Origin of the sequence: Clostridium sp. cel8, assembly GCF_014050525.1 — a bacterium.
GTDB lineage: Bacteria > Bacillota > Clostridia > Clostridiales > Clostridiaceae > Clostridium_B.
Genome location: NZ_JACGAG010000003.1, coordinates 72,264 through 87,407 on the forward strand (window position 1 = coordinate 72,264; position 15,144 = coordinate 87,407).

The following is a 15,144-nucleotide window of genomic DNA, read 5'->3' on the forward strand; positions in this document are numbered from 1 at the left end:
ACCTAACTCTTATATTATTTCAACAACTACTCTTTTATTTTCTTTTATGGCTGCTGCTTTTACTACAGTTCGTATAGCTTTCGCTATTCTTCCCTGTTTTCCTATTACTTTTCCCATATCTTCTTGGGCAACTTTAAGTTCCAAAATTATAGATTGTTCACCTACAATTTCATTTACTTTAACCATATCTGGGTTATCTACTAATGATTTAGCTATGATTTCAACTAATTCTTTCATCTAATCCACCCCCAGTGACTATTTACCAACTTTTTCGCTTAATCCAGCTTTTGTGAAAATTTTCTTTACAACTTCAGTTGGCTGTGCACCATTTTTTATCCACTGTACAGCTTTCTCTTCATCAAATTTTATAGTAGTTGGATTTGTTGTAGGATTATAATATCCTATTTCTTCTATAAATCTTCCATCTCTTGGAGATCTAGAATCTGCAACAACTATTCTATAAAATGGAGCTTTTTTTGCACCCATTCTTCTCAATCTTATCTTTACTGCCATTTATATCACCTCCTTAAGTGTAATATGTTAAAATTTAAACATCTATTTTCAAAAAGGCAATTTACCAAACATTCCTTTTTTAAACATCTTTTTATTTCCCATTCCATTAAACTGTTTCATTAATTTTTTTATCTTATCAAAATCTTTAAGCAATCTATTAACTTGCTGTATGCTAGTTCCAGATCCAGCTGCAATCCTCTTTTTTCTAGAAGAAGATCCACTTATAATGGATGGATTACGCCTTTCCTTTAAAGTCATTGACCTTATTATTGACTCCTTTACTTTAAGCTCTTTTTCGCCTTTAGATATATCAACTCCACTTAAAGCTTTAGTATCAATTCCAGGAATTCCCGGCATCATCTCAATTAATTTACTTATTGGTCCAAGCTTTTTAGTCTGCTGCATAATATCTAGAAAATCCTGAAGATTAAATTCTTTGTTAAGCATTCTTTCTCCAAGTTGCTTAGCTTCATCTTTATCTATTGCTTGCTGAGCTTTCTCTATAAGTGAAAGTACATCTCCCATTCCAAGTATTCTAGATGCCATTCTATCTGGATAGAATACTTGAAAATCATTCATTTTTTCACCTATACCTACAAATTTTATAGGTTTTCCAGTCATTGCACGTATTGAAAGTGCCGCACCACCTCTTGTATCACCATCAAGCTTTGTAAGTATTACCCCAGTTATATCTATTTGATTATTGAAGCTTTCAGCTACATTTACTGCATCTTGACCAGTCATTGAATCAACTACAAGCATAATTTCATTAGGATTAACGGCTTTCTTTATATCTTTAAGTTCTCCCATCAAATCTTCATCTATTTGAAGTCTTCCTGCTGTATCTATGATAACTACATTAAGATCATTATTCTTGGCATATTCAATAGCTCCTTTTGATATATCAACTGCACTTACTTTATCTCCCATTGAAAACACAGGTATATCTATCTGCTTTCCAACTACCTGAAGTTGCTTTATAGCTGCCGGCCTATATATATCGCAAGCCACAAGAAGTGGTTTTTTCTTTTTCTTTCTAAGATCTAGTGCAAGCTTTCCGCACATAGTGGTTTTACCTGCTCCCTGAAGTCCAACAAGCATCATTACAGTGATACCATCTTTAGAATATTCAATAGAGCTTTCACTTTTGCCCATTAAATCAGTAAGTTCTTCATTTACTATCTTTATAACCTGCTGAGCAGGAGTTAAACTCTTAAGTACTTCTTCACCAAGGCATTTTTCACTAACAGATTTTATAAAATTACGTACAACCTTGTAGTTAACATCTGCTTCTAAAAGTGCCAATTTTACTTCCCTCATAGCTGTCTTTATATCTTTTTCCGAAAGTTTACCTTTTCCTCTAAGCTTTTTTAAAGTTCCTTGAAGCTTAGATGCCAATCCTTCAAAAGCCATGTTAATCCTCCCTACTTAATATTATCTGTTATATATTTTTTTATATTATCTATTAAAATATCTATTAAAATTTTATTATTTGGATTTGAAATAGAATCAAGCATATCTAAAATAATGTCTGTTGACTCCTTTAATTTTAATTTTTTATCCATTAAATGAAGTTTTTTCTCATAATCCGTAAGCAGTTTATTACATCTCTTTATTATATCATATACTGCCTGTCTGCTAGTATTTGTATGTTCAGCTATTTCAGAAAGAGATAAATCAAAATTATAGTATAGATCCATTATATTTCTCTGCTTATCCGTCAATAGACTTCCATATATTTCCAATAGCATTGAAAGTCGTACTCTTTTTTCCATTTTAATCGGACAATAAATCCTGTCACTTCCTCAAAACTTCTTTTTACTTGAAATCAAAAGCACAATAATTCTCACTAAAGATATAATATCAGAATTAAAATAGGCTGTCAAGCAATTTTACTTAACAGCCTATAAAAAATATATTAAAATAATGCATCCACAAAATCTTTTGGATTAAATTCCTGAAGATCTTCTATACCTTCACCTACGCCAATTAACTTAACAGGTATACCAAGAGTATGCTTTATTGATATTACAATTCCTCCTTTTGCAGTTCCATCTAACTTTGTAAGTATTATTCCATCTATCTTACAAACCTCCATAAACTGTTTTGCTTGCTGCACTGCATTTTGTCCAGTAGTCGCATCCAGTACAAGAAGTGTTTCCCTATATGCTTCACTGTATTCCCTGTCAATTACCTTATTTATCTTTCCAAGTTCATTCATAAGATTTTTTTTATTGTGAAGTCTTCCTGCTGTATCACATATTAAAACATCCACTCCTCTTGCTTTAGATGCCTGAACTGCATCAAATATAACAGCTGCAGGGTCTGAACCTTCCTGATGCTTTATAATATCAACACCTGCTCTATTACTCCATACTTCAAGTTGATCTATTGCTGCAGCTCTAAATGTATCTGCAGCTGCCATAAGCACCTTGTAGTTATTATTTTTCAATTTTGAACTTATCTTTCCTATAGATGTTGTTTTTCCTACTCCATTTACTCCTATTACAAGCATTACCTCAGGAACATTTACTGGATCTATTTTTCCATTTTCCTCTCCGAGTATATCCATTATAACTTCTTTCAGACAATCTTTTACAAGCGAAGGATCTTTTATCTTTTTCTCCTTTATCTTTTCCTTTAACTTATCTATTATGTAAAGAGTAGTATCTACCCCTATATCCGCTGTTATAAGTATTTCTTCTAATTCTTCATAAAGATCTTCATCTATTGAAATTGATCCACTTAAAACTTCCATTATCCTACCAGTAAGATTATCTTTAGTCTTTGTAAGACCATTTTTTAGTTTATCAAAAAAACCTTGAAACATATATAATCTCCTTCTTTCTATTTTAAGTATTTTCTAGGATATCTTTTCATCTAAATTTACAGATACAATTTTAGATATACCCTTCTCCTCCATTGTAATTCCATACATAACATCACTTGATTCCATAGTTCCCTTCCTATGAGTTATAACAATAAATTGAGTATTTACAGAAAATTTCTTTAGAAATTGTGCATATTTTAAAACATTCACATCATCAAGAGCCGCTTCTATTTCATCTAATATGCAAAATGGAGTAGGTTTCATCTTTAGAACTGAAAACAAAAGTGCTATAGCAGATAATCCTTTTTCTCCTCCAGACATAAGATTTATATTTTGAAGTTTTTTACCTGGAGGCTCCACTGTTATTTCTATATTACCTGTAAGCTCATCTCCATTTGTAAGTACAATATCTGCACTTCCGCCTTTAAATAATTCTCTAAAAGTTTCATTAAAATTTTTACGCAACTTATTGAAATTTTCCTTAAACAACACTTTTATCTTCTTTGTCATTTGAAATATTACATTTTCCAGCTCTTTACCTCCTTTTATAAGATCTTCTCTTTGTGAATTCATAAAATCCACCTTTTCCTTTGTATTCCTATACTCCTCTATTGCTCCCAAGTTTACGGAACCTATTTCTGATATTCTCCTCTTTAGAGAATATATTTCCTTTTTAAACTTTTCTGTATCTTCTATATTTGATTTATACTTTAGTGCATCTTCATATGTAATCTCAAAATCTGAATACAACTTTGAATTCAAATTTTCTTTTTCAGCGCTAAACCTTGTCAAAGTAATTTCCAAGTTGTGTATTTTTTCTTCTTTTTCATTTATACTAGCAGTTAATGATTCTAAATTATCACTTATAGATTCCACTTTTTCTCTAACTTTTATATATTTAGAATTTAACTTGTTTATTTTATCTTGACACTCTTTAATTTTGATACTAATTTTATTTATCTGAGATTTATTAAATTCAATTTTTTTATTAAAAGAATCCTTATCATGAATCAATTCTTCCTTTTCATGCTTCAATTTTTCTATCTTAAAACACATTTCTTTCATATCTACTTTTAGTTTTTCTATTAAATCATGCCTGCTTAGTAAGTTCTCTTCAATCTGTGCCTTTTTTACCTTTATATCAGTAAGTTTATTTCTCAAATCATCTATATTATAATTTTTTTTACTCAATTCCTCTTCAAACTTTACTATCTTATTATTATTGACCTTTTGCTTAAAATTAAGCTTTTCAAGCTCTTTTTTCTTATCTTCAAGACTTAATTTAAGATTTTTGATTTCTGAGTATATATTTTTCATTTCATCTTTTGATACATCTATGCTTTTATTTAGCTTTATATTTTCACTATCTATATTACTAAGCTTTTCCTTAAGTTTAGTTATATCTATATTTTTAGAGTATATCTTATCTTTCAAATTTAAATTTGATTCGTCAAGCTTATGTATATTATTTTCATAATCACTTAGATCTCTATTTGCTTCATCTAAACTGTTTTTCAAAGTCTTTATTTTTATTTCAAGCTCTTTTATTTCACGTTTTCTACCTATTATATTTGAAGATTTAAACTTTAAACTTCCACCTGTAAGAGCTCCACCTGGATTTACAATTTCTCCACTTAGAGTAACTACCCTAACTGTATAATTAAAAGATTTAGCTATTTTAATTGCACTATCCATGTCAGTTGAAACTATAGTTCTTCCAAGTACATTTTCTACTGCACTTTTGAATAATACGTCATAATCTACAATATCACTTGCAACTCCAATATATCCATCTATATTAATTAGTTCCTTTTTTATTGATAATTTTCTTCCTCTTATTATATTAAGTGGTAAAAAAGTTGCCCTTCCAAGATTGTTTGATTTCAAATGCTCTATAAGTTTTTTAGCAATATTATCATTTTTAGTTATAATATTCGAAATAGCTCCACCTAACGCTACTTCCACTGCTGTTTCAAATTTTTTATCTGTCTTTATTATTTCACCCATCAAAAAACAACTATTTGACTCCACATTAATTTTCCCAGATTTTATATTATCCATAAGTATTTTTGAAGTCCTATTGTATCCTTCATTTTGCTTATCAAGCTTTATTAGCATATTTCTATTTGTAGTAAGCTTCATATATTCTCTATTCAATTCCTTAATTTTAACTGAACATTCTTTTAAACGACGCCTGAATTTCACTATAATATTTTTGTTTTTGTCTATTATAGAATTATACTTTTTTATTTCTTCTTCTATTGAATTTATCTTTATCTTAAATTCATTCCTAGTTTTCGAATTTATCTTAATAGAATTTTTATAGCCTACACAAAGATTTTTTATATATTCACATTTACTTTCAATCTTTTTTATGTTTTCTTCTATTGAGTTTATACTATTTTTTGTATTTGATATTAAACTTAAATACTCTATTTGGTTGTTCTTTAATTTTTTGAGTAAAGTATCTTTTTCATATACATTTTTTATAAATTCACTTAAACGTCTGTCTTTTTCATTCATTTCAGAAGCAATTTTATTTTTAGATTCTTCCAATTTAAAAATTTCATCTTCCAGTATATTTTTCTGAGTCTTTATACTGTAAATTTTCTTCTCAGTTATTTCATATTCCTCAATAATTTTTTTAATGTTTTTTTCAGAATTAAATATCTTTTCTTTTAAAATACCTATGTCTGACTTTAAAGATTGAATTTTTGATTTATTATTGTAGTATTCTTCTTCATATCTTTTCTTACCTTCTCTTATATCGTTTATCTCCTTATTATAAGAATCTATAAGAGATTTAAAAGATCTATATTTTGAATTTAAATTTTTCACATGAATTTTATGATCATTTATTTTAGCATTAAGATTGTCTATCTTTAATTGTATACTGTCTATGGAATTTACAATGAAGTTAATTTCCTTTTCTTTAAGACCTTTAGAAAGTTTTAAAAACTTATTTGCCTTTTCTTCTTCAAGCTTAAGTGGCTCTAACCTCTCTTTATAGGTTGTCAATATATCCTCTATTCTTGTAAGGTTTTCCTGTGTTTTTTTTAATCTCTTTTCAGCTTCCTCTTTTCTCCACTTGAATTTTACAATTCCAGCTGCTTCTTCTATAATACTTCTTCTATCCTCAGGCCTGCCACTTAATATAGCATCTATTTTACCCTGTCCTATTATAGAATACCCTTCTTTACCTATTCCAGTATCCATGAATAATTCTCGTATATCTTTCAATCTACATTTTGTATTATTTATATAATATTCACTTTCTCCTGATCTATACAACCTTCTTAAAATTGTAACATCAGAATACTCAAGTGGAAGTGATTTATCTTCATTGTCAAGGGTTAATGAAACCTGACAAAGTCCAAGTGGTTTTCTAAACTGTGTCCCAGAAAAGATTACATCTTCCATTTTTCCGCCTCTTAGATTTCTTATGTTCTGTTCACCAAGAACCCATCTAACTGCATCGGAAATATTGCTTTTGCCACTTCCATTTGGTCCTACTATAGCTGTAATACCCTTTGTAAATTTTAACTCCGTCTTGTCAGCAAAAGATTTAAAGCCTCGAATTTCAATACTTTTTAAAAACATACTCTACCTATATTCCAAACAGCATTGGAATCAATGTGATTATAAATATAATCACTACACATACTGCAAATACTTTAGTCATTTTCTCTCTAGTGCTTTTTTTCATATTTTACACACCCCTCCAATAAATATCAGAAATTTGTTTCATATATTCTTCTGAGGATAATACTGTTTTTCTTTTGCCTGACACTAAAATTAAATTGCCTTCTTTTACATTATTATCCTGAGCCACAGATATAGAACACCTTAAAGACTTAAAATGGGATTTCATTTTATTAAAGAATCTTTTACCATCTGCATACAATTTTGATACATCTCTAGGATTAACTCTTACAGAAAAATCTTTATTAGAATTATCACCTATACTTTTTTCTATACCTTTTTCCAACATCTCATTGTAGATACTTCCAATAACCAATTCTCTAAAAGCTGGGTGAAACGGACCACATACTACTTCAGCATTTAAGTTTATCTCTTCTGTAGGCTGAAGTCCAACTCGTATCACATTTATTCCATTTGACACAAGCATTGAATAAAGTATTTTGCTTATTTTAACTGCTTCATATAAGCTGTATGGATTATACATACCTTTTTTATACATATCCTCCATTGGAGTATTTTTTATTATAAGTGCTGGATAGATTCTATATATATCAGGATTCATTGAAATAGATTCTTTCACTGTGTTTATATCCTTACTCAAATTATCTCCAGGCAATCCAATCATAACTTGATGCCCTAAAGTAAATCCATAACTTTTAATTAATGAAGATGCTTTGGCAACATCTTCTTTTGAGTGACCCCTACCTGATTTTTTAAGGACTTCTTCATCTAAAGATTGAACTCCAAGTTCTATTACATTTACACCATAATATCTAAGATTATCTAAAATATCAGTATCTATATAATCCGGTCTTGTAGAAAGATGTATAAGATCTATAAGTCCTTTATCTTTATAATCTTTGGCTACTTCTAAAAGTTCACTTTGCTTTTTTATATCAATAGCTGTAAAAGTTCCTCCAAAAAAAGATACTTCAACACAAGCCTTATCTCTTTCTATAGTTTTTAGATATTCTTCAATAGTATATTTGGTAAAAGCTGCATCGACTTTGTTCTCACTTCCAGTAATTTTTGTCTGATCACAAAATACACAATTATGTGGACACCCTTCATTTGGAACAAATATAGGGATTATATAATGTCCTTTACTCACAAAAGCACCTCCAAATTCACAGTCAAATCAATCTTATTATATATATTTAAACTTATAAATTTTTTACTTATAAATTTTTTTATTAGAACTTATATTTTCAAGTGCCTTATATGCTGCATCCTGTTCCGACTGCTTTTTGCTATATCCTTGTCCTTTTGCCAGCACATTTCTATCAACAGACACCTGTGTGTAAAACTTTCTTCTATGAGGAGGTCCTTCAAATTTTATGAGTTCATACTCTATATCCACTTCTCCATTTTGCTGGACAACTTCCTGGAGTTTAGTCTTATAATCAAGAACTATTTCATCTTTTACCGCTTTTTCTATGATACCTTTAAAATTATTGATTATAAATTCATCAACTTTTTTATAACCATTATCTATATAAAAAGCTGCTATTATTGCCTCAACACAATCTGCTAGAATTGAAACCCTTTCTCTTCCACCTGTCATTTCTTCTCCTCTGCTCATCTTTATATATTTTCCTATATTCCACATTTTAGCCACTTCATAAAGTGAAGTTTCACAAACTATAATAGATCTTTTCTTTGTCAAAATTCCTTCTGGTTCATCTGGATAATTTAAAAATAAATATTCAGATATAGCAAGTTGAAGCACTGCATCTCCTAAAAATTCCAATCTCTCATTAAATTTTATAAATTTCTTTCCATTTGCATAAGAACTATGGGTAATTGCAGTTTCTAATATTTTTTTATCTTTAAAATGTATATTCAATTGTTCTTCCAATTCATTAAGATTCGGACTATATTCCATCTTTTTTCTCCTTCTGAAGTTTATTCCTCAGTCTGTTCTATATTAGGACAAATTCAAGAATAAACTACACTTTAATTTTAAAATTTAAGTCCCGTAATTTTGAAAAAACGGGACTCAATCCTTTAATCCTCTGTATGAGCTTTTATGTACTCAACTACATCTTCTACAGTAGATATTTTTTCTGCCTCTTCATCTGGTATTTCCAAATCAAATTCTGTTTCTAGGGCCATAATTAACTCAACTATATCAAGTGAATCAGCACCAAGATCGTCAACAAATGATGAGTCCAACTTTATTTCATTTTCATCTATTCCCAATTGTTCAGCTATTATTTTTTTTATCTTTTCAAATATCATAATTTCACCTCCTAAAAATTTATACATAAATAATATTACACAAATAAACTATACCGTCAATATAAATTAACATTAAATTTATTATATCAATTTATTTTACATTAATACATTCATATTATAATTTTTTTATATTATTCTAAATATTGCTAGAGATATTTTCTATTTCCAATTTTATTTTTTCTATTACTGAGTTTTCAACGCATTTTTCTGCTTCAAAAATAGCATTTTTAAAAGCTTTATCCTCAGAACTTCCATGAGCCTTAACACATACTCCTTTTGATCCCAAAAATGCAGAACCTCCATATTCAGAGTAATCAAATTTCTTCTTTAAATTTTTAAAAACATTTTTCATAAGAAAAGCCCCTACTTTAGCACTCTGGGATTTCATTATCTCTTCTTTTAACATTTTAAATACATTTAAAGCTGTACCTTCATACATTTTTAGAACTGTATTTCCAACAAACCCATCACATACAAGTATATCCACATCTCCGTCAGATACATTACGAGGTTCCACATTTCCAACAAAATTCAAGCTAGAATCTTTTAAAAGTTTATATACTGTTTTTGTGAGTTCATTTCCCTTTTCCTCTTCTGCTCCAATATTTATAAGCCCTATAGATGGATTCTTAACTTTTAATACATTTTCAAAATATACTTTTCCCATCATGGCAAATTGCAGAAGATATTTTGGTTTACAATCAACATTTGCACCAGAATCAACAACCATAAACCTACCATTTTTCCCAGGCATTATAGGTGCAAGTGCTACCCTGTCTACTCCTTTAATTCTTCCAACTACAAGAGAAGCACCAGTCATAAATGCCCCAGTACTTCCAGCAGATACAACAGCTTCTGCTTCACCATTTTTTACAATATTAAGAGCTTTTACAAGACTTGAATCCTTTTTCCTTCTAACAGCCATAACAGGAGGTTCATTTGTACTTATTACTTCCCTTGCATCTACGACTTTTATTCTTTTTTCATCATAGTTATACTTACTAAGTTCACTATATATTTCTTCCTTTTTGCCAGTTATTATAACATCTATATTTTTCTCATTTACAGCTTTAACTGCACCGGATACTGGAGATGCTGGAGCAAAATCTCCTCCCATGCCATCTAAAACAATCTTCATCTACTCACATCCTTATTGATTATGCTTCCAAATCAGATTTAATTATACCACATCAAAATCCTATAAACGTAACTTAACGTTAAAAAAAGAAAGTCTATTGACTTTCTTTAACTATTTCGTAACTGAAATAACTTCTTTACCATCATAATAACCACAATTTTTACAAACTCTATGTGCAAGTTTCATTTCGTGGCATTGAGGACACTCTACAATTCCTGGTAGGGACACTTTAAAAGTCTGTGCTCTTCTAGCATCTCTTCTCGCTTTTGATGACTTCCTTGCTGGACTCGTCATAGTAAAACACCTCCTTAATCATCAGAAAACATATCTTTTAACTTAGCCCATCTTGGATCAAATTCATCTGTCTTACAATTACAAGTTGATTTATTTAAATTAGTACCACATTTAGGGCATAATCCTTTGCAATCCTCTTTACAAAGTCTTTTTATAGGCAAAGCTAATATAATATTGTTTTCTATAACTTCAGTAATATCTATGTAGCCATTTTCAATTGAGATAATGTCTTCACTATTATCTCCATCAATATTTTTCCTATCTGCAAATTTTTCACTAATCTTTATATTTATAGGATAGGAAAATTTATCTAAGCATCTTGAACAAGTAAGCTCAAGGACAGTATTAACTACACCATCTAAAATAAATATGTCCTTTATTTTTTTTAAAATTCCAGAAAATTTCATAGAATCTAAAACATTTATATACTCACTGCCATCATAAAAACTCTTTTCATCTAAATTAATATGTAAATTTTTTCTAAAATCATTCTTATTAAGCAGATCAGATATATCCAACTTCATAATGCTCACCTCTATACATTAGCCACAATTTATTATATAGAGATGAACATTAAAAGTCAAGATTTATTTTATTAATTAAAATTACTTAATTATTTCTTGTGTATCTCTTGCTATCATAAGTTCTTCATTTGTTGGGATGCAAAGTACCTTTACTTTTGAATCATCTGCACTAATTTCTGCAGCTTTTCCAGCTACATCATTTTTCTTCTCGTCTAATTTTATTCCTAAATACTCAAGTCCTTTACATATTTCAATTCTATCTGTAGCTGAGTTTTCTCCAAGTCCTGCTGTAAACACTATGCAATCAACTCCACCAAGAACAGCTGCATAGGATCCTATAACAGTTCTTACTCTATAATGGAATATATTAAGAGCTAGCTGTGCTCTCTTATTTCCATTTTTAGCCTCTTTTGCTACATCTCTAAAGTCGCTACTTACTCCTGATATTCCAAGTATTCCAGATTTTTTATTCATTAAGTTATCTACTTCATCAACAGACATATCTACTGATTTTTGGAGAAATGGAACTATAGCTGGATCTATATCTCCACATCTTGTACCCATGCATATACCTGCAAGTGGTGTAAATCCCATAGTTGTATCAACAGATTTTCCACCATCTATAGCACAGATACTTCCACCATTACCTAAATGACATGTAATAATTTTAAGAGATTTTATATCTTTATTTAACATTTTAGCTGCTTCTCTTGAAACAAATCTGTGTGATGTTCCATGGAATCCATATTTCCTAATTCCGTACTTCTCATACAATTCATATGGTAAAGCATAAGTATAAGCATAATCTGGAAGAGTCTGATGAAATGCAGTATCAAATACAGCTACCATTGGAGTATTTGGCATTAACTCTCTACATGCATTTATTCCTATTAGATTTGGTCCATTATGAAGTGGTGCAAGTTTAATACAATCCTTTATAGCATTTATAACTTCATCATCTATAAGTACAGATTCTGCATACTTTTCTCCGCCATGTACAACTCTATGTCCTACAGCAGAAATTTCAGACATATCTTTAATTACACCATGATCTTTGTCTATCAATGCATCTAACACAAGTTTTATAGCTACTTTATGATCTTCCATAGGTTGTTTTATAACATGTTTTTCTCCATTTACCTTATGTGTTAAAACAGAACCCTCAATTCCAATTCTCTCTACAAGTCCTTTTGCAAGTACACTTTCATCATCCATATTTATAAGCTGATATTTTAATGATGAACTTCCACAATTTATTACTAAAATTTTCATATGTTAAACCTCCCTATTCTTCTTAAATAAATAGTCCAAATTATTTATCTATTGCTTGTGCTTGTACAGCAGTTACTGCTACAACATTTACAATATCATCTGAACTACATCCTCTTGAAAGGTCATTTATAGGTTTTGCAAATCCTTGACATATAGGTCCTATTGCCTCTGCCTTTGCAAATCTCTGAACTAATTTATATCCTATATTTCCTGACTGAAGTTCTGGGAATACAAGTACGTTAGCTTTTCCAGCAACTTCACTTCCTGGTGCTTTTAAATTTGCTACTTCTTCTACAAGAGATGCATCAAGTTGAAGTTCTCCATCTATTTTAAGATCAGGATCCATTTCTTTTGCAAGTTTTGTTGCATTTCTTACTTTATCAACAACTTCATGTTCTGCACTTCCCTTACTTGAAAAAGAAAGCATTGCAATTTTTGGATCCATTCCGCACAATTCTTTGGCAGTTTTTGCTGTAGTTACAGCTATAGCTGCTAATTGCTCAGTATTAGGATTAGGATTTACAGCACAATCGGCAAACAATAACATTCCATCATCACCATAGCTACAATTTGGTACATCCATCATGAATATACTTGAAACCACAGAAATTCCTGGAGCAGTTTTTATGATTTGAAGTCCTGGTCTTAAAAGATCACCTGTAGTATGTATTGAACCTGAAACTAGTCCATCTGCATCCCCCATTTTAACCATCATTGTTGCAAAATACAATGGATCTCTTACTATTTTATCTGCTTTTTCAGGTGTCATTCCTTTTTTCTTTCTAAGTTCATAGAATTTATCTGCATATTCTTTAAGTTTTGTTGAATTTTCAGGATCTTCTAACTCAACACCTGTTAAATCCACACCTAATTCTCCAGCTTTTTCTTTTATTCTATCAACATTTCCAATCATTATTACGTCAGCTATACCATTTTTAATTATTTTTTCACTAGCCTTAATATTCCTTTCTTCTTCTCCTTCTGCTAAAACAATTTTCTTTTTATCTGTTTTTGCTTTAGCCCATATTTGCTTCATTAATCTCATTTTCGTTTCTCCCTTCAAATATTAAAATATTATTAATAAAAATACAGCACAATTATAATATAATACTTTTTGGATATACATTTCAATAACTAATAGTTAAAAAATTAGATGATTTATTTAATTTTTTTAACTGTTATAGTATTGTTAAAGTATTAACATGCTATTAAATTTAAGTATGTTACAATAATAAATTTAATCTGTTATAATAATTATACATTAAAGATTAAATTAACACAAAAAAAAATCGGAGGAAAAATATATAAACATGAATATAATTGGAATCGTAGCCGAATACAACCCATTTCACAACGGACATCTATATCACATTCAAAATACAAAAAAGCTTACAAATTGTGATGGAATTATAGCTGTTATGAGTGGAAACTTTGTTCAAAGAGGCCTACCTTCTATAATAGATAAATGGAATAGAACTAAAATATGTCTTTTAAATGGAATTGATCTTGTAATAGAGCTTCCCGTACTATACAGTGTATCTTCTGCTGAATTTTTTTCTTATGGTGCTGTAAGCCTACTCAATTCTCTTGGTGTCGTAAATGGGATTTGTTTTGGAAATGAATCTACTGATATAAAACTTCTAGAATTGATATCAAACATACTTTTATACGAACCAGCTGAATTTAAGAATCAGCTTAAATGTGAAATTAACTCTGGAACAGCATATGCAAAAGCAAGGAACATCTCCTTAATTAAATTCTTATCTGAAAATTATAATATTAATCAAAAGGATAAATTAGAATATGTAATATCATCTTCAAATAATATTTTGGCAATTGAATACATAAAAAGCTTAAAAAAATTGAAAAGCAACATAAATATATTTTCTATTAAAAGACAAGGTGAAAATTATAATAGTCTTTCTATTAAAAGTAAATTTTCAAGTGCATCTGCCATAAGAAATTTTTTAAAAACAGGAGATTCTATATACAAGATTAAAACTACTATGCCTAAAAATACATATAATCTCTTAAAAAAACTATATGAATCCAATTACAATTTTTCTCTAGAGAATTTAATGGTACCTTACCTGAAATACAAATACATCTCTAATAAAAATTCCATATTAAACTTACCAGATGTATCTGAAGGCATAGAAAATAGGATCTTTAAATCTATAGAAAATAATGATTCCTATGATGGAATAATAAAATCTTCTAAGACAAAGAGATATGCATATAGTAGAATAAGCAGAATACTATGTCAATTTTTTCTTGGATTTGAAAACTTCAATACCGAAAAACTTAGAAAAAATCCTTGCCCCTATGCAAGAGTTTTAGGATTTAATAGTACAGGTAGAAAAATACTAAAAGAAATAGCTAAAAAGTCTTCTATACCTGTATACACAAGATTTCCCAAAAATGTACCCTCAGAAGATACTTTTGCTTTAGATATTCTATCAACTAGAGCTTATAGCCTATTAAACAATTTTACTGATTTCAATTTAGACTATAAGCGAAGTCCAATTGTACTGAAAAATTAAATAAAAACTAAATAACCTTTAAAGGAATAAGTGCCAATGCCTGCTAATATAATCTAATATATTCAAATATTAATTTCAATTTATAAA

The 15,144-nt window shown here is 29.4% G+C and carries 16 protein-coding genes; 1 reads left to right on the forward strand and 15 read right to left on the reverse strand.

Annotated features, from left to right (window positions below):
* Positions 1 to 9: 9 nt before the first annotated feature.
* The 15 genes from H2684_RS04050 to pta all read right to left on the reverse strand — a co-directional run bounded on the left by H2684_RS04050 (position 10) and on the right by pta (position 13,559).
* Entirely contained in the window at positions 10 to 237 is a 228-nt protein-coding gene (locus H2684_RS04050) for a KH domain-containing protein (RefSeq protein WP_182088118.1), read from the reverse strand.
* Between the two features lie 18 nt (positions 238 to 255).
* On the reverse strand, positions 256 to 513 hold the full coding sequence (rpsP, locus tag H2684_RS04055; protein WP_182088119.1) for a 30S ribosomal protein S16: 258 nt from the start codon (positions 511 to 513) through the stop codon (positions 256 to 258).
* Positions 514 to 561: 48 nt separating this feature from the next.
* Positions 562 to 1,926 (reverse strand): signal recognition particle protein, encoded by a 1,365-nt coding sequence (gene ffh / locus H2684_RS04060; RefSeq protein WP_182088120.1) that lies wholly within the window; start codon positions 1,924 to 1,926, stop codon positions 562 to 564.
* Positions 1,927 to 1,937: 11 nt separating this feature from the next.
* Entirely contained in the window at positions 1,938 to 2,288 is a 351-nt protein-coding gene (locus H2684_RS04065) for a putative DNA-binding protein (protein WP_182088121.1), read from the reverse strand.
* Between the two features lie 143 nt (positions 2,289 to 2,431).
* Complete coding sequence (gene ftsY, locus H2684_RS04070) at positions 2,432 to 3,343, reverse strand: signal recognition particle-docking protein FtsY (RefSeq protein WP_182088122.1); 912 nt, start codon at positions 3,341 to 3,343, stop codon at positions 2,432 to 2,434.
* Positions 3,344 to 3,376: 33 nt separating this feature from the next.
* Entirely contained in the window at positions 3,377 to 6,943 is a 3,567-nt protein-coding gene (gene smc / locus H2684_RS04075; RefSeq protein ID WP_182088123.1) for a chromosome segregation protein SMC, read from the reverse strand.
* A gap of 7 nt (positions 6,944 to 6,950) precedes the next feature.
* On the reverse strand, positions 6,951 to 7,049 hold the full coding sequence (locus H2684_RS04080; protein ID WP_182088124.1) for a DUF4044 domain-containing protein: 99 nt from the start codon (positions 7,047 to 7,049) through the stop codon (positions 6,951 to 6,953).
* 3 nt (positions 7,050 to 7,052) lie between these two features.
* Positions 7,053 to 8,156, reverse strand: coding sequence for a radical SAM protein (locus H2684_RS04085; protein ID WP_182088125.1), 1,104 nt, complete (start codon positions 8,154 to 8,156; stop codon positions 7,053 to 7,055).
* A gap of 63 nt (positions 8,157 to 8,219) precedes the next feature.
* Complete coding sequence (gene rnc / locus H2684_RS04090; protein ID WP_182088126.1) at positions 8,220 to 8,930, reverse strand: ribonuclease III; 711 nt, start codon at positions 8,928 to 8,930, stop codon at positions 8,220 to 8,222.
* 122 nt (positions 8,931 to 9,052) lie between these two features.
* Positions 9,053 to 9,286, reverse strand: a complete 234-nt coding sequence (gene acpP, locus H2684_RS04095; protein WP_182088127.1) for an acyl carrier protein — start codon at positions 9,284 to 9,286, stop codon at positions 9,053 to 9,055.
* A gap of 136 nt (positions 9,287 to 9,422) precedes the next feature.
* Entirely contained in the window at positions 9,423 to 10,424 is a 1,002-nt protein-coding gene (plsX, locus tag H2684_RS04100; protein ID WP_182088128.1) for a phosphate acyltransferase PlsX, read from the reverse strand.
* Between the two features lie 111 nt (positions 10,425 to 10,535).
* On the reverse strand, positions 10,536 to 10,718 hold the full coding sequence (gene rpmF, locus H2684_RS04105; RefSeq protein ID WP_182088129.1) for a 50S ribosomal protein L32: 183 nt from the start codon (positions 10,716 to 10,718) through the stop codon (positions 10,536 to 10,538).
* A gap of 14 nt (positions 10,719 to 10,732) precedes the next feature.
* Entirely contained in the window at positions 10,733 to 11,242 is a 510-nt protein-coding gene (locus H2684_RS04110) for a DUF177 domain-containing protein (protein WP_182088130.1), read from the reverse strand.
* Between the two features lie 81 nt (positions 11,243 to 11,323).
* Positions 11,324 to 12,514, reverse strand: coding sequence for an acetate kinase (locus H2684_RS04115; protein WP_182088131.1), 1,191 nt, complete (start codon positions 12,512 to 12,514; stop codon positions 11,324 to 11,326).
* 40 nt (positions 12,515 to 12,554) lie between these two features.
* A complete protein-coding gene (gene pta, locus H2684_RS04120; RefSeq protein WP_182088132.1) occupies positions 12,555 to 13,559 on the reverse strand; it encodes a phosphate acetyltransferase in 1,005 nt (334 codons plus the stop codon).
* Positions 13,560 to 13,824: 265 nt separating this feature from the next.
* On the opposite strand from pta, the gene H2684_RS04125 reads away from it, so the two are divergent.
* Positions 13,825 to 15,057: a nucleotidyltransferase gene (locus tag H2684_RS04125; protein WP_182088133.1), complete on the forward strand. Its 1,233-nt coding sequence runs from the start codon at positions 13,825 to 13,827 to the stop codon at positions 15,055 to 15,057.
* The last annotated feature ends 87 nt before the right edge of the window (positions 15,058 to 15,144 follow it).